The sequence below is a fragment of the Kitasatospora arboriphila genome (assembly GCF_039528095.1).
Lineage (GTDB): Bacteria > Actinomycetota > Actinomycetes > Streptomycetales > Streptomycetaceae > Kitasatospora > Kitasatospora arboriphila.
In genome coordinates this window covers 1-18,868 of sequence record NZ_BAAALD010000052.1, presented here as the reverse complement: position 1 = coordinate 18,868, position 18,868 = coordinate 1, and the positions used below count along the sequence as shown (strand labels likewise).

Here is an 18,868-nt window from a genome sequence, read left to right as displayed (position 1 = left end):
TGCGCATTCGAATTAGCCGAGGCGCTCCGCGAGTTCGGCGGCGTCGGCGGTGGGGGCGTCGCAGCTGAAGTGCCGGCAGACGTAGGCGGCGGGACGGCCGGCGAGCAGCGGGCGGTCGGCCAGCAGCGGGACCTCCTTGCTGCCCGCCTCGCCCACCGCGACGACCGCGCCGGGGGCGGTGGAGAGCAGTGCGGTGCGGTGCAGTTCGGCGGTGGCGGGGTCGCCGGCCGGTCCGACCACGGCGACCTCGCGCGGGCCGTCGAGCAGGGCCTCGGCGACGGCGAGCCCCCAGCCGATGAACCGGGGGGCCCGGGTGCCGAGCGCGCCGACCACGCCGAGTGCCCGCTCGGCGGCGGTGCGGTGGCGCTCGGAGCCGGTGTAGGCGGCGTAGCCGAGCAGTGCGCCGGCGGCGGCCGTCCAGCCGGAGGGGGTGGCGTTGTCGGTCGGGTCCTGCGGACGCCGGATCAGCTCCTCGGCGTCGTCGGCGGTGTCGTAGAGGGCGCCGGAGGCGGCGTCGGTGAAGTGGGCGAGGACGGTGTCGAGGAGCCCGCCGGCGAGGTCGAGCCACTCGGCCTCGCCGGTGACGGCGTACAGGGCGAGGAAGCCCTCGGCGGTGTCGGCGTAGTCCTCCAGGACGCCGGCGTTGGCGCCGGCCCGGCCGTCGCGGGAGGTGCGCAGCAGCCGGCCGTCGGCGGTGAGGTGGACGGCGAGCAGCAGGTCGGCGGCGCGTTCGGCGGCCTCGACGAGGTCGGGGCGCTCCAGCAGGGCGCCGGTCTCGGCGAGCGCGGCGATCGCGAGGCCGTTCCAGGCGGCGACGACCTTGTCGTCGCGGGCGGGGGCGGGCCGCTCGGCGCGGGCCTCGAAGAGACGGGTGCGGATCCGCTCGTACGTCTCGGGGTCTTCGGGGTCGGTGAGCAGCTGGAGGACGGAGCTGCCGTGCTCGAAGGTGCCGGTGACCTCGAAGATCCCGGTGGCGAGGGCGGCGTCCTCGGGGCCGAGGGCGGCGGTGAGCTGCTCCGGGGTCCAGGCGTAGTAGGCGCCCTCGGCGGGCTTGCCGGTGACCGGGTCGGGCGAGTCGGCGTCCAGGGCGGAGGCGAAGCCGCCCTCGGGGGTGCGCAGTTCGCGGAGCAGGAAGTCGGCGGTGTCCAGTGCGGTGCGGCGGGCGCGGGCGTCACCGGTGGCGCGCCACAGGTGGAGGTAGGTGCGCAGCAGCAGGGCGTTGTCGTACAGCATCTTCTCGAAGTGCGGCACGACCCAGTCGGCGTCCACGGAGTAGCGGGCGAAGCCGCCGCCGAGCTGGTCGTACAGGCCGCCGCGGGACATCGCGTCGCAGGTGCGCGCGGCCATCTCCAGGGCGGCGGCGGAGCCGGTGCGGGCGTGGTGGCGCAGCAGCCACTCGACGGTCATGGACGGCGGGAACTTGGGGGCGCCGCCGAAGCCGCCGCGGCGTTCGTCGAAGCCGCGGCCGAGTTCGAGCAGGGCGGCGTGCAGTTCGGCCTCGCCGGGGGCGGGCAGCACGCCGGCGCCGGCGCCGTAGACCCGGGCGCGCTCCTGCAGCTCGGCGCGGATCCGGCCGGCGACCTCGCCGACCTCCTCGCGGCGGTCGCGCCAGGCGGCGGTGACGCCCTCCAGGACCTGCCGGAAGCCGGGCATGCCGTGCCGGGGCTCGGGCGGGAAGTAGGTGCCGAAGTAGAACGGCTCCTTGTCCGGCGTGAGGAAGACCGTCATGGGCCAGCCGCCCTGGCCGGTGGCGGCCTGGACGGCCTCCATGTAGACGGCGTCGACGTCGGGCCGCTCCTCGCGGTCGACCTTGACGGCCACGAAGTGCTCGTTGGCGTAGGCGGCGATCGCCTCGTCCTCGAAGGACTCGTGCGCCATCACGTGGCACCAGTGGCAGGCCGCGTACCCGACGGACAGCAGGACGGGCACCCCGCGTCGCTCCGCCTCGGCGAAGGCCTCGGGCCCCCAGGGCCACCAGTCGACCGGGTTGTCGGCGTGCTGGAGCAGGTACGGCGAGGTCGCGTCGGCGAGACGGTTCGGCATGGGCCCATCCTTGCGCATCCCCGCGCGGGTGACACACTGCCGCGTCGTGGAGCGACAACTGATCGGCAGCAGTGGCTGGTACGGCGTGCGGTGCGTGTTCCGGTGGACGGGCCGCGGTACCTACGAGGAGCGGATCACCCTCTGGCGGGCGGCCTCGGCGGACGGGGCGATCGCCCTGGCCGAGGCGGAGGCGGCCGGGTACGCCGAGGACACCGGTGTCGAGTACACCGGGCTCGCGCAGTGCTACGAGGCGGTGGACGTCCCCGGGCCGGGCGCGGAGGTGTTCTCGCTGCTGCGGGACAGCCCGCTGGAGCCCGATGCCTACCTCGACCGGTACTTCGACGACGGCGGCGAGCGGCAGCTCCCGGTGTGACTACTCCTCGGTGGTCTCCGGCTCCTCGACGAAGTCGATCTTCTTGAAGCGGCTGTTCATGGACTTCAGCAGGAACCAGGTGGCGATGCCGAGGGCCGCGAAGACGACGAAGCCGAGCAGGCCCGGGGTGACCTTGTTCTGGTCGAGGGCGAGGTCCGCGGCGAGGTGGGTGAGGTTCACGGGGGTGCTCATCTCTCCATGGTGGCCCGGCCCTACACGGGCCGGGCCACCGGGGTGGTGCAGGGGGTTCGCGCTACTTGCGCAGGCCCGCGAACAGGTCGTTCTCGGGCAGGTCGGTGTCGACGTGCGAGCGGGCGAGCTCGTAGTCCTCGGTGGGCCACACCTCGCGCTGGATGTCCAGCGGGACGCGGAACCAGGGGCCGTCGGGGTCGATCTGGGTGGCGTGCGCGATCAGCGCCTTGTCGCGGATCTCGAAGTAGTCGTCGCAGACCACGCGGGTGGTGATCTCGCGCTCCTTGCGGCCGCTCTTCTCCCAGCCGGCGATCCACTCGCCGTACGGGGAGTCGTGCCCGTTGTCGGTGAGGTAGGCGTGCAGGGCGCGGATCCGGCCCATCGGGAAGCCGTGGTTGTAGTACAGCTTCTGCGGCTGCCAGGGCTCGCCGGCCTCCGGGTAGGCGTCCGGGTCGCCGGCGGCGTCGAAGGCCACCATGGTGATCTTGTGGGTCATGATGTGGTCGGGGTGCGGGTACCCGCCGTTCTCGTCGTACGTGGTGATCACGTGCGGGCGGAACTCGCGGATCAGCCGCACCAGGGTGCCGGCCGCCGCGTCCACGTCCTCCAGGGCGAAGCAGCCCTCGGGGAGCGGCGGCAGCGGGTCGCCCTCGGGCAGCCCGGAGTCGACGTAGCCCAGCCAGGCCTGCTGCACGCCGAGGATCTCCCGGGCGGCGTCCATCTCCTTGCGGCGCACCTCGTGGATGTTCTCCTCGACCCAGGCGTCGCCCTGCAGCTTGGGGTTGAGGATCGACCCCCGCTCGCCACCCGTGCAGGTGGCCACCAGCACGTCCACCCCCTGGGCGACGTACATCGCCGTGGTGGCGGCGCCCTTGCTGGACTCGTCGTCCGGGTGCGCGTGCACCGCCATCAGTCGCAACTGCTCGCTCAACGCCTGGTTCCCTTCCAGGTATGTCCGGTTCGTCGGGTCGGCTCCCCCGCCGCCTCCGGCGCGGACGTGCCCCTTCTATAGTGACGGACTGAGGAGCCGCTCCATTCCCTCCCCAGCCCGAGCGCGCCTCGTCGAAAGGACCGAGCCGGCCATGGACTCCAGCCGTACGACCACCGCCCTGCCGGAGGGCCGCTACAGCCGCCGCTCCGACGCCGAGGCGGACCGTCGGCTGCGGATCGCCGCGGTGGTCTGCGGTGTGCTGTTCCTGGGCGTGGTGGCCTGGCTGGGCGGCTCGTACATCCTGCGCGAGAGCGTGATGAACGGCAGTGTGCCGGCCTTCGAGGCGGTCTCCGACCACGAGATGCAGCTGCAGCTGTCGGTCCGCAAGGAGGCGGGCACCGCGGGTGTCTGCACGGTACGCTCGATGGCGGCGGACAAGGCCGTGGTGGGCCAGTACGACTTCCCGGTGCCGGCCGAGGGCAGCACCTGGTCGCAGGTGGTGACGTTGCGCACCACCGCCCGCGGGGTGACCGCGGAGCTGCTGGGCTGCACGCCCCGCCGCTGATCCGCCACCCGTCCGGGGGAGCCGTCCGGGCGGAATTCCCCTTTGCACATCGCACCCTCCCCGGCGCATATTCGAGCGTACGGGCGGGCATCCGTACGGAGTGCCGCGGCAGCCGGCCGTGGCCGTGCCCGCGAGCTCCCCTCCCGCCGGGAGGCGGAAATTGTTAGGCTCGTGGTTTCGCCCCTTCCGAGCCCCAGCGCCCGGGAGCGGGCGTTGCTTTGTAGTTACGACAGAACCTGCTGACGAACAACCCTCAGCACAGCCCAGTACCGACGAGGAGCACCCGTGACCCAGACCAGCGATGACGTGACCTGGCTCACTCAGTCCGGCTACGACCAGCTCAAGGCCGAGCTGGAGCACCTGACCGGCCCCTGGCGCATCGAGATCGCCCAGAAGATCGAGGCGGCGCGCGAGGAGGGTGACCTCAAGGAGAACGCCGGCTACCACGCGGCCAAGGAGGAGCAGGGCAAGTACGAGGCCCGGATCCGCCAGCTCACCCAGCTGCTGGAGCGCGCCAAGGTGGGCGAGGCCCCGGCCGACTCCGGTGTCGTCGCCCCGGGCATGGTCGTGACCGTCGCCTTCGACGGCGACGAGGACGACACCATGCGCTTCCTGCTCGGCTCGCGCGAGGTCGCCGGCGACGACCTGGACATCTACTCGCCGCAGTCGCCGCTCGGCCGCGCCATCAACGGCAAGAAGGTCGGCGAGGACGCCACCTACGAGCTGCCGAACGGCAAGCGGGCCAGCGTGACGATCATCGAGGCCAAGCCGCACGCCGGCTGAGTCCGCGCACACCCCGAGGGGCGGCCCCGGCGCTGAGCCGGGGCCGCCCCTCGTGCTGCACCTGCCGCCGGTCAGCCGGCCGCGGAGCGGTACTTGCGGACCGACAGCCAGGAGAACAGCGCCGTGATCACCAGCGACCAGACGATCGACACCGGCACCGCGTGCTGCATCGGCCAGGCGTCGTCGACCGGGCCGACCTGGTTGCCGAACAGGTCGCGGCAGGCCTGGACGGTCGCCGAGAACGGGTTCCAGTAGGCGATCGGCTGCAGCCAGCCCGGCATCGAGCTGATCGGCACGAAGGCGTTGGAGACGAAGGTCAGCGGGAAGAGCCAGATCAGGCCGGCCGAGGTGGCCGCCTCCGGGCTGCGCACGGACAGGCCGATCAGCGCACCGATCCAGGAGAAGGCGTAGCCGAGCAGGAGCAGCAGCCCGAAGGCCGCCATCGCCTTCCAGAAGCCCTCGTGGATGCGCCAGCCGACCAGCAGGGCGACCAGGGCGAGCACCAGCAGGATGAAGGCGGTCTGCACCAGGTCGGCGAGGGTCCGGCCGACCAGGACGGCCGAGCGGGTCATCGGCAGCGAGCGGAAGCGGTCGACCAGGCCCTTGGTCATGTCCTCCGCGATGCCGGCCGAGGCGCCGGCGGTCGCGAAGGTGACGGTCTGCGCGAAGATGCCGGCCATCAGGAACTGGATGTAGGCGTCGTGGCTGGCCTGCGTCCCGGGGATCTGGATCGCGCCGCCCATCACGTACGAGAAGAGCAGCACGAACATCACGGGCTGGAGCAGCCCGAAGACCACGATCTCGGGGATGCGGAGCATCCGGCGCAGGTTGCGGCGGGCGACGACCCAGGAGTCGTGCAGCATCGCGGCGAGCCCGGTGCGCCGGCGCGGGGCGGTGTGGCCGATGGCGTGCTCGGTGGCGGTGGTCGCCATCTCAGGACTCCTTTCCGTGGCCGTGGCGGCCCCGGGCCTGCTTCTGCTGCCCGTTCCCGCCGTTCTCCTCGGCCTCGGTGGCGTGGCCGGTGAGGGAGAGGAAGACGTCGTCGAGGGTGGGGCGGCGCAGGCCGATGTCGTCGATCTCGATCGAGCGGGCGTCGAGCTCGCGGATGACGTCGGCGAGCACCTTGGAGCCGCCGCTGACCGGGACGGTGATCCGACGGGTGTTGCGTTCCACGGCCGGCTCGCCCTTGGCGTAGGGGGTGAGGGCGGCGACGGCCTCGGCGACCTCGTCCGGGCGGTGCACCACCAGTTCGATGCGTTCGCCGCCGATCGTCGCCTTGAGCTCGTCGGCGGTGCCGCGGGCGATCACCCGGCCGTGGTCGACCACCGCGATGTCGTGGGCGAGGCGGTCGGCCTCCTCCAGGTACTGGGTGGTGAGCAGCAGGGTGGTGCCCTGGTCGACGAGGTTCTCGATGACCTCCCACAGGGCGAGGCGGTTGCGCGGGTCGAGGCCGGTGGTGGGCTCGTCCATGAACATCACCGGGGGGCGGACGACCAGGGCGGCGGCGAGGTCGAGGCGGCGGCGCATGCCTCCGGAGTAGGTCTTGGCGGTGCGGTCGGCGGCCTCGGCGAGGTTGAACCACTCCAGCAGTTCCAGGGCGCGGGCCTTCGCGTCGCGGGCGCTCATCTGGTACAGCTCGCCGACCATCTGGAGGTTCTCGCGGCCGGTGAGGTACTCGTCGACGGCGGCGTACTGGCCGGAGAGGCCGATCAGGCCGCGCACCTCGTTGGGGTGCCGGAGCACGTCCAGTCCGGCCACCGTGGCTCGGCCGGAGTCGGGTCGGAGCAGGGTGGTGAGCACCCGCACGGTGGTGGTCTTGCCCGCACCGTTCGGGCCGAGCAGGCCCAGCACGGTGCCTTCGGGCACGTCGAGGCTGACGCCGTCGAGGGCGCGGACGTCACCGAAGGTCTTGACCAGGTTCTCGGCTTGGATGGCTGGCGCCATGGCCTGCCTCATCTCCTGTTTGTCCGGTATGTCGTCTGATCGTCACACAGGTGCCCGGGCGGGCGGATCCCGAATCTCGCGATGTATCGCGAGAGGATGGCAGCTTGCGATATATCGCGTCAAGGGGTGCGGCGGTGCGCCACCCGCACGGCGGAGCGGCCCTACTGGGTGACCACGTACCCCGCGGCGCGCAGCTCACCGGTCACCACCGCGCAGTGCTCCGGCCCCTTGGTCTCCAGGTGCAGGTCCACCTCGACCTCGGTCAGCCCCAGCCGCGGGTCGATCCGCACGTGCGCGACGTCCAGCACGTTGGCGTCCACCCGGGTGAGCACTCCCAGCAGGTCGGCCAGCGCCCCCGGCCTGTCCGCCAGCCGCACCCGCAGGGACAGGTAACGGCCGGCCGCCGCCAGACCGTGCCGCAGCACCCGCATCATCAGCTGCGGGTCGATGTTGCCGCCGGACAGCACCGCCACCACCGGGCCCTCGAAGCCCTCCGGCCGCTCCAGCAGGGCCGCGATCGGGCTCGCCCCGGCCGGCTCCACCACCAGCTTCAGCCGCTCCAGGCCGACCAGCAGCGCCCGCGACAGCGCGTCCTCGGAGACCGTGCGGACACCGTCGGCCAGCGTGTTCACCACCTCGAACGGGATGTCGCCGGGCCGGCCCACCATGATCCCGTCCGCCATCGTGGCGATCCGCGGCAGCGACACCGGGTGCCCGGCCGCCAGCGACGGCGGGTACGCGGCCGCGCCCGCCGCCTGTACCCCGACCACCCGCACGTCCGGGCGCAGCGGCTTCACCGCCGCCGCGATCCCGGCGATCAGCCCGCCGCCGCCGACCCCGACCAGGATCGTGCGGACCTCCGGGCACTGCTCCAGGATCTCCAGGCCCACCGTGGCCTGGCCGGTCACCACGTCCCAGTGGTCGAAGGGGTGGATGAACACCGCGCCGGTCGCCTCCGACCAGCGCTGCGCCGCCTGCAGGGCCTCGTCGACGGTGGCGCCGTGCAGCCGTACCTCGGCGCCGTAGTCGCGGGTCGCCGCCACCTTCGGCAGCGGGGCGCCGGTCGGCATGAAGACGGTGGCGGGCACGCCGAGCAGCGAGGCCGCCAGCGCCACGCCCTGCGCGTGGTTGCCGGCGCTCGCGGCGACCACCCCGCCGGCCTTCTGCACCGGCGTCAGCCCGGCGATCCGCACGTACGCGCCGCGCAGCTTGAACGAGCCGGTGCGCTGCAGGTTCTCGCACTTGAGGTGGACGGGCGAGCCCACCAGCGCGGACAGGTACCGGCTCGACTCCATCGGCGTCACCCGGGCGATCCCGGCCAGCATCTTCTGGGCGCCGCGGACGTCGTCGAGGGTGATCGGCCAGCTCTGCATGCGGATCAGCGTACGGCCGCGGGCCGCCTGCGACCGGCAGCGACCGGCGGCGCCGGGCCTGTTCCCGGGCCGGGCCGTCGCGCGTACGCTGCTGGCTCCGAGCACCCGTACCGCCTCTGGAACGTGAGCCGCGATGACGACCCCCTCGCCCCCGGCCGCCCCCGGCAACGACCCCCTCCACAGCCAACTCCACTACCAGGTGGCGGTGTTCGCCCGTCGGCTGGAGCAGGCCCGGCACGGCGCGGTCGGCTCGCTGGACCGCGCCGCCTACCTGCTGCTGGACGAGCTGCAGCGCCGCGGCCCGGCCAGCGTGAAGACCCTCGCCGCGGCGCTCGGCGTCGACTCCTCCACCGTCACCCGGCAGGCCGCGCCGCTCGTCGAGGCGGACCTGGTCGGCCGGGTCCCGTACCCGGCCGACCGGCGTGCCGTGCACCTCGCCCTGACCCCGCTCGGCGGCCGCAGGCTCGCCGAAGTACGGGCCGGACGCGAGGAGTTGATGCGCCACCTGACGGCGGACTGGCCCGCCGACGAGCGGCGGGCCTTCTGCGCCCTGCTGGCCCGCTTCAACGACTCGCTGGAGTCGTACTCGGCGGGCCGTCAGTCCTGACCGGGCCGCGCGGGGCTCAGCCCAGCGCCTGGCGCAGGTCGGCGAGCAGGTCGTCGACCGACTCGATGCCGACCGAGATCCGCACCAGGTCGGCCGGCACCTCCAGCGCCGAACCCGCCACCGAGGCGTGCGTCATCCGGCCCGGGTGCTCGATCAGCGACTCCACGCCGCCCAGCGACTCGCCGAGGGTGAACAGCTGCGCCCGGTTGCAGACCTCGACCGCCGCCTCCTCGCCGCCGTGCACGCGGAAGGAGACCATGCCGCCGAAGGCCTTCATCTGCTTGGCCGCGATGTCGTGGCCGGGGTGCTCGGGCAGGCCCGGGTAGAGCACCTGGCTGACCTTCGGGTGGCCGGCCAGCAGCTCGGCGACCTTCTCGGCGTTGGCGCTGTGCCGGTCCATCCGGACACCCAGCGTCTTGATGCCGCGCAGCACCAGCCAGGCGTCGAACGGGCCGGAGACCGCGCCCATCGCGTTCTGGTGGTACGCGACCTCCTCGCCGAGGCCGGCGTCGGCCAGCACCAGCGCGCCGCCGACCACGTCCGAGTGGCCGCCCATGTACTTGGTGGTGGAGTGCACCACGGCGTCGGCGCCGAGCGCGATCGGCTGCTGCAGGTAGGGGCTGGCGAAGGTGTTGTCCACCACCAGCAGGGCGCCGGCGGCGTGCGCCACCTCGGCCAGCGCGGTCAGGTCGGTGATGCCCAGCAGCGGGTTGGACGGGGTCTCCACCCACACCGCGCGGGTGTTCGGACGGAGCTGGGCGCGGACGTCCGCGAGGTCCTGGGTGTTGGCGACGGAGAACTCCACGCCCCACCGGGTGAGGACCTTCGCGAACAGCCGGAACGTGCCGCCGTAGGCGTCGTTCGGGATCACGATGTGGTCGCCCGGCTTGAGGATCGTGCGCAGCAGGGTGTCCTCGGCCGCGAGGCCGGAGGCGAAGGCGAGGCCGCGCGCGCCGCCCTCGATCGCCGCGAGGCACTCCTCCAGCGCGGTTCTGGTCGGGTTGGCGGAACGGCTGTACTCGTACCCGCCCCGCAGGCCGCCCACCCCGTCCTGCTTGTACGTGGACACCTGGTAGATCGGCGTGACGACGGCCCCGGTCTGGGGGTCTGCTTCCTGACCCGCGTGGATGGCGAGGGTCTCGAAGCCCTGGGGAAGCTGGTGCTCGGTCATGCCCATGAGCCTAGTCCGCGGGGGCCCGGCCGCACGGGCTGAGCGCACGTCCCGCGCCGCGCCGTCGGCGGCACCGCCCCGGCCGGCCCCGGCGGGCCCGCCGTCCGCCGCCGGAGCGGACCGGGCCCGGCCAGCGGAATCCCTTCGCCCGCGGTCGTTCGGACCGCCACCACCGCGCGCCCGCACAGCCGATCGAGAGATCCGATCGGCCGCCGTCCGGAGGTACCGCAACCGCCGGCACGACCCCGCCGCCCGCCGCCGGGGCCCGCAGCGGCACTGTCACAGCCGCCTGACAGGATGCGCGGGTGCCCGACACCCGTACACCCGTCCGCCCCGACTTCCGGGGCGACTTCGAGATCCACCTGACCGTCGCCCCGCAGCAGGGCCCGGCGCTCGCCGCCTGGGCCGCGGGGCGCGGCCTCAAGGTCGTCGACATCGAACTCGCCCGGGGCGCCGCCCCCCGGCAGCCGATGCTCACCCTGACCGTCTCCGGCACCCTCGCCGAGGCCGAGGCGCTCGCCGGCCGGACGGGGGCGGAGGCCGACTCCGCCGGGTTCGCCGTGCTCCGCACCAAGATCGAGGCCGCGCCCTGGACGGCGGGCGTCCCCGCCACCGACGGGCAGGCCCGGGCCCTCGGCCCGGCGTACTACTTCGAACACCACGTCAAACTGCTGCTGGACACGCCGCCCGGGCCCGCGCTGGCCGCCGCGGCCGAGCGCCACGACGCCCACCTGTCCCGCAACGCCCGGCGCACCCGGCCCGACGGGCAGGTCGAGTTCTTCGTCACCCAGCGCTGCCGCCTGGTCGGCGCCGACACCGCCGGCCGCCGCCTGGACGCCCTGCTCGCCGACCTCACCGGACACCGGATCGCCTCCGTCGAGCGGGAGTTCGCCGTGCTCGACACCGCCGAGGCGCTGGACGCCGGCTGGATCGCGGAAGCCCGCCCCGCGGACGCCCACCCCACCGAGGACACCGCCGAAAGGACCTCCCGATGACCAACTCCTCCTGGCAGGAACTCGGCTACGGCCCCTGGAGCGAGCAGCTCAGCCTCCCGCACGCGAACCCCACCGACAGCGAACTCGGCGAGTTCGAACTCCCCCGCTCGATCCGGCCGGTGGCTGGCGAGGGCGTCGTCCAGCGGGCGGTCTTCGACCCCTCGCTGCGCGGCTACACCAAGGCGATGCGGGCCGGCGACCCGGAGTTCGCCGACGCTGCCACCGGCGCCCGCTGGTACGCCGCACGGCGGGAGGCCCTGGACACCGTGCTCGCCGCCGTCGCCGCCTCCCCCTGGGCCGGGCACCTGGTGCTGCGCGGATCGGTGCTGCTCACCGCCTGGTTCGGGGCGGACGCGCGCGAGCCGGGCGACCTCGACTTCATCGTCACGCCGACCGACTGGGAGCTCGACGACCCTCGGACCGACGGCCTGCTCACCGGGCTGGCGGCCGCCGCCGAACGGCTCTCCGGCACCGTCCGGCTGCACGCCGACCGAGCCGTCCGGGACGAGATCTGGACGTACGACCGCGTCCCGGGGCGCCGCCTCGTCCTGCCGTGGAGCGCCGACGGCCTGCCCGAGGGCACCGTCCAGCTGGACTTCGTCTTCACCGAGCCGCTGGCCGCCGAGCCCGTCCGCACCGCCGTGCCTCCGCTCTCCGGCTCCGGCACGCCCGCCGAACTGCGCACCGCCGACCGCGAGCTCTCGCTCGCCTGGAAGATCCTCTGGCTGGTCAACGACGGCTTCGCCCAGGGCAAGGACCTGTACGACGCCGTCCTGCTCGCCGAATCCGCCCCGCTCCGCTACGAGCTGCTGCGGGACGTCTTCCTCACGTCCCACCCGTGGTGGGCCACCCGGCCGCTGGTCACCGATGACGTCGCCGAGCCGCTGGAGCGCGTCGAGTGGGACGAGTTCCGCAAGGAGCACCCGCAGGTCGGCACCGCCGAGGAGTACGGCGAGCGACTGCTCGCCGCCCTCGCCCCGACCTTCGGCGGCCGCAGCGAGGAGGAGCTCCGCGCGGTGTGGCTGCCGCCGGAGTCCACCACGGAATCCGACGGCACCGGCGCGCGTTGAACCCGCCGCACACCCGACACGCCGGACACCTGGAGCAGGCCTTGCTGTTCAACCGCCACAAGAGCGCTCTCGTCACCGCCGACCAGGCGCTGCCCGGCCGCACCACCCCGCTGTTCACCGTCTCCGACCTGCACACCGTCCTCGGCACCCCGCTCACCGGCCCCTACCCGGAGGGCCTGGAGACCGCCGACTTCGGCCTCGGCTGCTTCTGGGGCGCCGAGCGCGCCTTCTGGCAGCTGCCGGGCGTCTGGACGACCCTGGTCGGCTACCAGGGCGGGCACACCGAGAACCCGACCTACGAGGAGGTCTGCAGCGGCCTCACCGGGCACACCGAGGCCGTCCGCGTCGTCTTCGACCCGGCCCGGATCTCGTACGGGACGCTGCTGAAGACCTTCTGGGAGGCCCACGACCCGACCCAGGGCTTCCGCCAGGGCAACGACGTCGGCACCCAGTACCGCTCGGCGGTCTACACCCACTCGCCCGCCCAGCAGGCCGCCGCCGAGGCCTCCCGGGACGCCTTCCAGCCCGAGCTCACCGCCCTCGGCTTCGGCGCGATCACCACCGAGATCGCCCCCGCCGCCGCCTTCCACCCGGCCGAGCCCTACCACCAGCAGTACCTCTCCGAGGCCAAGAACCCCAACGGCTACTGCGGCCTCGGCGGCACCGGCGCCTCCTGCCCGATCGGCGTCGCGCGGACGAACGGCTGACCGTCCGGTGACGACGGCCCGGGAGCTGTACCGGGCGATGCTGCGCGACGGCGTCGCCCCGCGGCTGCGCACCCCTCGGCTGGAAGGGGTCCGGGTAGCGCTACGAGCTCCCGGACCCCGGGGCCTGGGTGCAACTGGGCTTCCAGGGTTCCCGCTTCGACTCCGCGGACTCCCTGGACTTCACCGTCAACGTCTCGGTGATCGGGCGGCAGGCGTGGGAGGCGTACCGGGCGGGGCACCCCGGTCTGCCCGCCCGGCCCAACCCGAGCGTCCACTACGACCGCCGCTTCGACCCGGTCCGCATCGGCCACCTGCTCGCGTCCGGTCGCGACACCTGGTGGAACGTCTCCACCCACCGGCCCACCCACCGGCCCGCCGACCGCCTCGACCGGACGGCCGACGGTGTCGTCGCCGCGGTGACCGACCACGCCGTGCCCGAGATCCGCCGCCGCCTCGGCGGGCCCTGACCGGCGGCCGCGGGCGGGCGGTCACGTCTCCGTGGCAGCCGTGCGGGGCGCGGCGGAGACTGAGGGTGTCGGCAGGGTGGCCCGGGTGGTCGCCCCCGTTCGGAGGAGATGCGCGATGGCCGGTCTTGTCCGCATGAGCCTGGACTCGCCCGAGGAGGTCCGTCCGTTCGAGGACGGCCGCGGTCGCATGGAACTGGTCAACCAGGAGGGCGGCGGCGTGGGCCGCGGCACCTTCGAACCCGGCTGGCAGTGGTCGAAGCACGTCAAGCCGATCGCCGGCACGGAGAGCTGCCGGGCCTCCCACACGGGGTACGTGGTCTCCGGCCGGATGAAGGTCGTGATGGACGACGGGCAGGAGGAGGAGTTCGGCCCGGGCGACTTCATGATCTGCCCGCCGGGGCACGACGCGTGGGTGCTCGGCGACGAGGCGTGCGTGGTGATCGACTGGCAGGGCTTCGCCGACTACGCCAAGCGGTCCTGACGGGCCGGCCCCGCCCGGTGGCGCCCCGCCGCCGCGGGGCGCCACCGGGCGCCGGGCGGGTCAGACGGCGCTACCGGCCGTCCAGGCGGACCAGCTCAGGTTCCAGCCGTTGAGGCCGTTGGCCGGGTCGACCGTCCGGTCGCCGGAGTTGACGACCTCGACGACGTCGCCGACCAGCGATTCCTTGAAGAAGACGGCGCCGTCGGTCTGCGGGTCGCCCGCGCCCTTGACGTCGCGCAGCGCGATGCAGCCGTGGCTGAGGTTCTGCTCGCCGAAGGCGCTCCCGGGCGACCAGTAGTTGCCGTGGATGAAGGTGCCCGAGGTGGTGAGGCGCTGGGCGTGCGGCACGTCGGGGATGTTGTACTCGTCGCCGAGGCCGACGGTCTGGGAGTCCATCTTGGTCTGCAGGTACTGCTCGGCGATGACGAGCTTGCCGCCCCAGGTCCGGGTGGCGGGGGCGCCGCCGATGATCGGGTAGGTGGCGGTGACCACGCCGTCGGTGGTGACGGTGAGGGTGTCGGCGGAGAGGTCGGCGACGCTGGTGCGGCTGCGGCCGACGGTGAAGCTGACGTCCTTGGACTGGGTGCCGTAGACGCCCTTGGCGCCCTCGACGTCCTTGAGCCGCAGGCTGAGGGTGACGACCGTGCCCTTGGCCCAGTACTCCTGCGGGCGGAAGTCGAGGCGGGTGCTGGAGTACCAGTGGCCGACGATCTCGACGCCGGGCCGGGCGGTGACGGTGATCGCCTCCTGGACGGCCTTCCGGTCGGTGATCGGCCGGCTGAAGTTGATCGAGACGGGCATGCCGACGCCGACGGTGGCGCCGTTGTCGGGGGTGAAGTGGCCGACGAAGGTGTTGGCGGGGGCGGCGGTGGCGAAGGCCGCGTGCGCGTCGGCCTCCAGCCCGTCCGGGTCGGTGGCGGCGGCGGCCACGGTGTAGCGGGTGCCGCTGCCGAGCGGGTCGGTGGAGGTCCAGCCGTGCCGGTCGGCGGAGAGGGTGCCGGCGACCGCCCGGCCCTTCTCGTCGGTGACGGAGACGGAGGTCAGGGTGCCCCCGGTGACGGCGACCTTGATCGGCCGGGTGAAGGGGGCCGTGGTGGCGCCGTCCGCGGGGGTGACGGTTATTCGGGCGGCCGAGGTCTTCGGGATGTCGGCGCCCTTGGTGGTGGCCGCCGCTCCGGACGGCCCGCCGGCGGCCTTCCCGGCCACGTTGCCGCTGCCGCCGCCGGTGTCGCCGTTGCAGGCCGCGACCAGCAGGGCCGGGGCGGCGAGCAGACCGCCCAGGACGCCGCGCCGGGTCCAGTTGCTGCTCCCGGACTGCTGGTTCTCGGGTGCCGTCACGTGGTTCTCCCTGCTGCTCGGCGGCGCGCCCGGCGCCCGGTACGGATCGTGAGCACGGCGCAACGGGGCGAATACACCCGTTCGGCGCACATGTTCCAGATCGTACGAGAGTACTTGTCATACCTCCATATCGGACAAAAGGCCCGGTCCGGAAGGGTCCGGACCGGGCCTTGCCGCCGTGCGGCGGTGCCGCGCGGGCGCGACGAGGACTACTCGACGCTGTACTCGTCCCAGCTCTCCTCGTCCGGGTCGAAGTCGGTGTGCGCCGACTCCCAGGTGGCCGAGGTCAGCTCGATGCCGGGGACGTCGCCGAGCAGCGCGACCGGGTCGATGAAGTGGGCGAGCGAGCCGGACGGGTCCACCTCGATGGCCTCGACGGACTGGGCGCGCTCCTCGTCGTCGAGGTACTCGTCGTTCTCGACCTGGGCGAGGGCGGCGGTCTTGAGGGCCTGCTCGTCGGTGATCTCGGCGATGAGCTCGATCTTGAGCCGTACGTAACGCGGTGCGTCCTGCGCGGGCAGGTCAGTGCTGGTCATGGCGGCGAGCCTAGGTCAGCGGACGGGCGGACCCAAACCGGTGCGCCGGAACGCGCGGAAGGGCCGGCGGCCGGGCCCGCGGCGGGCACCCGGCCGGCAGGCGGGCACCCCGGCCGGGGAAACACGGGAGGGCCGGCCCCCTGTACCGGGGACCGGCCCTCCCGCCTCCGCCGGCGCTCCCCCACCCGGGAGCCGCGGAGACGCGCCTCTCGGCGCGATGGGTGCCGCGGGGGCCGCCGCACCCTGTTGATCGGTCGGAACCGAACAGGGGCGGGACGACGGCAACCCCCGCGGGCGGGACACGGAGGGCCGGGTCAGGGCCGACCGACGTGTCCGTGGTGACTGCGGGACCGGGGAGCCGCTCCCGGCCTCCGCTGCCACCATGCTCGGCGTCTTGCCGTTGACCAATACGATGCAGGACCGTTGTTAACGGCCTGATGCGCCGAGGTGACGTCGGTGTACCAACTGGCGGGACGGCGCCCCTTCACCCGGTCGGCCCACCGGGCCCGGTGACACGGAGTCAGTGACCGGCCCGGCTGGTGAGGAAGGCCAGCAGGTCCTGCCGGGTGACGATGCCCTGCGGCTTGCCCTCGACCAGCACGACCACCGCGTCGGCCTTCTCCAGGACCGTCATCAGGTTGGTCACCGACTCGCCGGAGCCGACCACCGGCAGCGGCTTGGACATCACCTTGTCGAGGCTGTCGGTCAGCTTGATCTGCTGCGAGAACAGGCCCTCCAGCAGCTCCCGCTCGACGATCGAGCCGATGACCTCGCCGGCCATCACGTCGGGGTGGCCGGCGCCCGGCGACACGATCGGCATCTGGGAGACGCCGAAGTCGCGCAGCACCTGGACGGCCTCGGCGACGGTCTCGTTGGGGTGCATGTGGACGAACTGCGGGATGCCCTCGTGCTCCAGCGCGTCCTTGCGGGCGAGCACCTCGCCGATGTGCGCCTCGTCGGTGGCGGTGGGCAGGAAGCCGTAGTCGGCCATCCAGTCGTCGTTGAAGATCTTGGAGAGGTAGCCGCGGCCGCCGTCCGGCAGCAGCACGACGACCACGTCGTCCGGGCCGAGCCGCTTGGCGACCTCCAGGGCGGCGACCACGGCCATGCCGCAGGAGCCGCCGACCAGCAGGCCCTCCTCCTTGGCGAGGCGGCGGGTCATCTGGAAGGAGTCCTTGTCGGACACGGCCACGATCTCGTCCGCGACGGTGCGGTCGTAGGCGGTGGGCCAGAAGTCCTCGCCGACGCCCTCGACCAGGTACGGGCGGCCGGTGCCGCCGGAGTACACCGAGCCCTCCGGGTCGGCGCCGACGACCTGGACCTTGCCGCCGGAGACGTCCTTCAGGTACCGGCCGGTGCCCGAGATGGTGCCGCCGGTGCCGACGCCCGCGACGAAGTGGGTGATCTTCCCGTCGGTCTGCTCCCACAACTCCGGGCCGGTCGAGTGGTAGTGCGAGGCCGGGTTGTCCGGGTTGGAGTACTGGTCCGGCTTCCAGGCGTTCGGGGTCTCGCGCACCAGGCGGTCCGAGACGTTGTAGTAGGAGTCCGGGTGCTCGGGCGCGACGGCGGTCGGGCAGACCACCACCTCGGCGCCGTACGCGCGCAGCGTGTTGATCTTGTCGGTGGACACCTTGTCGGGGCAGACGAAGATGCACTTGTAGCCCTTCTGCTGGGCCACGATCGCCAGACCGACACCGGTGTTGCCGGAGGTGGGCTCGACGATGGTGCCGCCGGGCTTGAGCGCGCCCGAGGCCTCGGCGGCCTCGATCATGCGCAGCGCGATCCGGTCCTTCACGCTGCCGCCCGGGTTGAAGTACTCGACCTTCGCGAGCACGGTGGCGCTGATGCCCTCGGTGACCTTGCTCAGCTTCACCAGCGGCGTGTTGCCGACCAGCTCGATGATCGAATTGCTGTACCGCACGGGGGTCCTCCCGATAGTGGCGCGTGTGACTGTGGGTGTCTAAAGGGTATGGCCCCGGATGGCCGACGGCCGCCGATAGCGGCACGGCCGGGAGGGGTACTACGGGGTTACGAGGACTCTGGAAGACCGCACAAGGGGGTGCAGGATGCCAGGGGCACAGGCTTCGCGGGCCCGGGTGGCCCGCCGGATCGCCACGGCGGCCGCGTACGGCGGCGGTGGGATCGGGCTGCTGGGCGTGGGGCTCGCCGGACTGCTGCTGACCGAGAGCAGGATGGCGATCCGGGCGATCGGGCTGCTGGACGGCGATCCGCCGCGCGCGGACGGAGTGTACGGCGACGCCTTCACCGACGCCGGGACGATCGTCCCGGCCTCGGACGAACCGCCGTTGGTGCTCGCCTTCCTCGGCGACTCGACCGCGGCCGGCCTCGGGGTGAACCGCGGCCGGGAGACCCCGGGCGCCCTGCTGGCCTCCGGCCTGGCTTCGGTGGCCGAGCGCCGGGTGCGGCTGGTGAACGTCGCCAAGTCGGGGGCCCGCTCGGAGGACCTGGTGGACCAGGCGGCGCTCGCCCTGCCGCACCGCCCCGCGCTCGCGGTGATCATGATCGGCGCCAACGACGTGACCCGGCACAGCCCGGCGGCACAGTGCGTGCGGCAGCTGGGCGACGCGGTGCGGATCCTGCGGTCGGCCGGGTGCGAGGTGGTGGTCGGCACCTGCCCGGATCTCGGCACCATCAAGCCGGTGCGGCCGCCGCTGCGCTGGGTGGCCCGGCGCCTCAGCCGGCAGCTCGCCGCGGCGCAGACGATCGCCGTGGTGGAGGCCGGCGGGCGGACGGTGTCGCTCGGCTCGCTGCTCGGGCCGGAGTTCGCGACCCGGCCGGAGCTCTTCGCCGCCGACCGCTACCACCCGTCGGCGCAGGGCTACGCGACCGCGGCGATGGCGATGCTGCCCTCGCTGTGCGCCTCGCTGGACCTGTGGCCCGACGAGGAGGGCACCGCCGCCGAGCCGCCGGCCACGCAGGCGGTCCTGCCGGTCGAGGTGGCGGCCGCGGCTGCGGCGGGCCGCTCGGGCACCGAGGTCGCGGCGGCCGGGACCGGGCCGGCGGCGCGGCGCTGGGCCCTGATGCGGCACCGATTGCGGCTCGGCCTGCCGGGCACGCCGGAGCCCGAGGCGGCGTCGGCCAGCTCACACCCGGGATCGGATGACGCCGGCGCTACTAAGCGGTAATTTTCCTCCCGAGTGTCGTTGGGAGCCGATACGCGCCCTCAAGTGAATGCTCGCTAGCCGGCCGATCCGCGAGGAGCCCACCATGCCCGAAGCCGTCATCGTCAGCGCCGCCCGTTCGCCGATCGGCCGGGCCTTCAAGGGCTCGC

19 protein-coding genes and 1 pseudogene are annotated in these 18,868 nt (G+C 73.3%); 10 read left to right on the top strand and 10 right to left on the bottom strand.

Going from position 1 to position 18,868, the window contains the following annotated elements; genetic code table 11:
• Positions 1 to 12: 12 nt before the first annotated feature.
• Positions 13 to 2,043 carry a thioredoxin domain-containing protein gene (locus ABD353_RS24425; RefSeq protein ID WP_344625804.1) on the bottom strand — a complete coding sequence of 677 codons (2,031 nt, stop codon included), beginning with the start codon at positions 2,041 to 2,043 and terminating at the stop codon, positions 13 to 15.
• A gap of 46 nt (positions 2,044 to 2,089) precedes the next feature.
• On the opposite strand from ABD353_RS24425, the gene ABD353_RS24420 reads away from it, so the two are divergent.
• Positions 2,090 to 2,416, top strand: a complete 327-nt coding sequence (locus ABD353_RS24420; RefSeq protein ID WP_344625803.1) for a hypothetical protein — start codon at positions 2,090 to 2,092, stop codon at positions 2,414 to 2,416.
• On the opposite strand, the gene ABD353_RS24415 is transcribed toward ABD353_RS24420, so the two are convergent.
• Both ABD353_RS24415 and mca read right to left on the bottom strand, forming a co-directional pair.
• Positions 2,417 to 2,608: a hypothetical protein gene (locus ABD353_RS24415; RefSeq protein ID WP_263103864.1), complete on the bottom strand. Its 192-nt coding sequence runs from the start codon at positions 2,606 to 2,608 to the stop codon at positions 2,417 to 2,419. It lies immediately after the preceding gene.
• A 61-nt stretch (positions 2,609 to 2,669) separates the two neighbouring features.
• Positions 2,670 to 3,539, bottom strand: coding sequence for a mycothiol conjugate amidase Mca (gene mca / locus ABD353_RS24410; RefSeq protein ID WP_344625802.1), 870 nt, complete (start codon positions 3,537 to 3,539; stop codon positions 2,670 to 2,672).
• Between the two features lie 151 nt (positions 3,540 to 3,690).
• On the opposite strand from mca, the gene ABD353_RS24405 reads away from it, so the two are divergent.
• Entirely contained in the window at positions 3,691 to 4,104 is a 414-nt protein-coding gene (locus ABD353_RS24405; protein WP_344625801.1) for a DUF4307 domain-containing protein, read from the top strand.
• Positions 4,105 to 4,389: 285 nt separating this feature from the next.
• Entirely contained in the window at positions 4,390 to 4,887 is a 498-nt protein-coding gene (greA, locus tag ABD353_RS24400) for a transcription elongation factor GreA (RefSeq protein ID WP_344625800.1), read from the top strand.
• A gap of 71 nt (positions 4,888 to 4,958) precedes the next feature.
• On the opposite strand, the gene ABD353_RS24395 is transcribed toward greA, so the two are convergent.
• The 3 genes from ABD353_RS24395 to ilvA form a co-directional block, all read right to left on the bottom strand.
• The gene (locus ABD353_RS24395) at positions 4,959 to 5,819 is read right to left on the bottom strand and encodes an ABC transporter permease (protein ID WP_344625799.1); all 861 of its coding nucleotides are present in this window, start codon (positions 5,817 to 5,819) and stop codon (positions 4,959 to 4,961) included.
• Position 5,820: 1 nt separating this feature from the next.
• Positions 5,821 to 6,831, bottom strand: a complete 1,011-nt coding sequence (locus ABD353_RS24390) for an ATP-binding cassette domain-containing protein (protein WP_344625798.1) — start codon at positions 6,829 to 6,831, stop codon at positions 5,821 to 5,823.
• Between the two features lie 161 nt (positions 6,832 to 6,992).
• The gene (gene ilvA / locus ABD353_RS24385) at positions 6,993 to 8,204 is read right to left on the bottom strand and encodes a threonine ammonia-lyase (RefSeq protein ID WP_344625797.1); all 1,212 of its coding nucleotides are present in this window, start codon (positions 8,202 to 8,204) and stop codon (positions 6,993 to 6,995) included.
• Positions 8,205 to 8,337: 133 nt separating this feature from the next.
• Between ilvA and ABD353_RS24380 the strand changes: the two genes are divergently transcribed.
• Positions 8,338 to 8,811 carry a MarR family winged helix-turn-helix transcriptional regulator gene (locus ABD353_RS24380; protein WP_344625796.1) on the top strand — a complete coding sequence of 158 codons (474 nt, stop codon included), beginning with the start codon at positions 8,338 to 8,340 and terminating at the stop codon, positions 8,809 to 8,811.
• A gap of 16 nt (positions 8,812 to 8,827) precedes the next feature.
• Here the strand turns inward: ABD353_RS24380 and ABD353_RS24375 are convergent, their stop codons facing one another.
• Entirely contained in the window at positions 8,828 to 9,982 is a 1,155-nt protein-coding gene (locus ABD353_RS24375) for a cystathionine gamma-synthase (RefSeq protein ID WP_030273652.1), read from the bottom strand.
• Positions 9,983 to 10,287: 305 nt separating this feature from the next.
• Between ABD353_RS24375 and ABD353_RS24370 the strand changes: the two genes are divergently transcribed.
• From ABD353_RS24370 to ABD353_RS24350, 5 genes and pseudogenes are all read left to right on the top strand, one after another.
• Positions 10,288 to 10,977 carry a hypothetical protein gene (locus ABD353_RS24370; protein ID WP_344625795.1) on the top strand — a complete coding sequence of 230 codons (690 nt, stop codon included), beginning with the start codon at positions 10,288 to 10,290 and terminating at the stop codon, positions 10,975 to 10,977.
• Positions 10,974 to 12,047, top strand: coding sequence for a nucleotidyl transferase AbiEii/AbiGii toxin family protein (locus ABD353_RS24365; protein WP_344625794.1), 1,074 nt, complete (start codon positions 10,974 to 10,976; stop codon positions 12,045 to 12,047). Before ABD353_RS24370 ends, ABD353_RS24365 begins: the two co-directional genes overlap by 4 nt.
• Before the next feature lie 41 nt (positions 12,048 to 12,088).
• A complete protein-coding gene (msrA, locus tag ABD353_RS24360) occupies positions 12,089 to 12,754 on the top strand; it encodes a peptide-methionine (S)-S-oxide reductase MsrA (protein WP_344625793.1) in 666 nt (221 codons plus the stop codon).
• 125 nt (positions 12,755 to 12,879) lie between these two features.
• Positions 12,880 to 13,221: pseudogene (locus ABD353_RS24355) on the top strand (DUF4304 domain-containing protein); the annotation flags it as partial.
• Positions 13,222 to 13,336: 115 nt separating this feature from the next.
• Entirely contained in the window at positions 13,337 to 13,702 is a 366-nt protein-coding gene (locus ABD353_RS24350) for a cupin domain-containing protein (protein WP_344625791.1), read from the top strand.
• Positions 13,703 to 13,762: 60 nt separating this feature from the next.
• Here ABD353_RS24350 and ABD353_RS24345 read toward each other — a convergent pair whose 3' ends face one another.
• The 3 genes from ABD353_RS24345 to ABD353_RS24335 form a co-directional block, all read right to left on the bottom strand.
• Positions 13,763 to 15,040, bottom strand: coding sequence for a L,D-transpeptidase family protein (locus ABD353_RS24345; protein ID WP_344625790.1), 1,278 nt, complete (start codon positions 15,038 to 15,040; stop codon positions 13,763 to 13,765).
• Positions 15,041 to 15,249: 209 nt separating this feature from the next.
• Entirely contained in the window at positions 15,250 to 15,576 is a 327-nt protein-coding gene (locus tag ABD353_RS24340) for a hypothetical protein (protein WP_263103880.1), read from the bottom strand.
• A gap of 520 nt (positions 15,577 to 16,096) precedes the next feature.
• The gene (locus ABD353_RS24335; RefSeq protein WP_344625789.1) at positions 16,097 to 17,497 is read right to left on the bottom strand and encodes a cystathionine beta-synthase; all 1,401 of its coding nucleotides are present in this window, start codon (positions 17,495 to 17,497) and stop codon (positions 16,097 to 16,099) included.
• A 145-nt stretch (positions 17,498 to 17,642) separates the two neighbouring features.
• On the opposite strand from ABD353_RS24335, the gene ABD353_RS24330 reads away from it, so the two are divergent.
• Positions 17,643 to 18,722, top strand: coding sequence for an SGNH/GDSL hydrolase family protein (locus ABD353_RS24330; protein WP_344625788.1), 1,080 nt, complete (start codon positions 17,643 to 17,645; stop codon positions 18,720 to 18,722).
• Positions 18,723 to 18,868 lie beyond the last annotated feature (146 nt).

Bases quoted from the DNA above. Each gene is read 5' to 3' on its own strand.
- ABD353_RS24350 (WP_344625791.1), top strand. From the start codon at position 13,337: ATGGCCGGTCTTGTCCGCATGAGCCTGGACTCGCCCGAGGAGGTCCGT.
- ABD353_RS24340 (WP_263103880.1), bottom strand. From the start codon at position 15,576: ATGACCAGCACTGACCTGCCCGCGCAGGACGCACCGCGTTACGTACGG.
- ABD353_RS24415 (WP_263103864.1), bottom strand. From the start codon at position 2,608: ATGAGCACCCCCGTGAACCTCACCCACCTCGCCGCGGACCTCGCCCTC.
- ABD353_RS24425 (WP_344625804.1), bottom strand. From the start codon at position 2,043: ATGCCGAACCGTCTCGCCGACGCGACCTCGCCGTACCTGCTCCAGCAC.
- ABD353_RS24330 (WP_344625788.1), top strand. From the start codon at position 17,643: ATGCCAGGGGCACAGGCTTCGCGGGCCCGGGTGGCCCGCCGGATCGCC.
- ABD353_RS24405 (WP_344625801.1), top strand. From the start codon at position 3,691: ATGGACTCCAGCCGTACGACCACCGCCCTGCCGGAGGGCCGCTACAGC.
- ABD353_RS24375 (WP_030273652.1), bottom strand. From the start codon at position 9,982: ATGACCGAGCACCAGCTTCCCCAGGGCTTCGAGACCCTCGCCATCCAC.
- ABD353_RS24390 (WP_344625798.1), bottom strand. From the start codon at position 6,831: ATGGCGCCAGCCATCCAAGCCGAGAACCTGGTCAAGACCTTCGGTGAC.
- ABD353_RS24395 (WP_344625799.1), bottom strand. From the start codon at position 5,819: ATGGCGACCACCGCCACCGAGCACGCCATCGGCCACACCGCCCCGCGC.
- ABD353_RS24380 (WP_344625796.1), top strand. From the start codon at position 8,338: ATGACGACCCCCTCGCCCCCGGCCGCCCCCGGCAACGACCCCCTCCAC.
- ilvA (WP_344625797.1), bottom strand. From the start codon at position 8,204: ATGCAGAGCTGGCCGATCACCCTCGACGACGTCCGCGGCGCCCAGAAG.
- ABD353_RS24365 (WP_344625794.1), top strand. From the start codon at position 10,974: ATGACCAACTCCTCCTGGCAGGAACTCGGCTACGGCCCCTGGAGCGAG.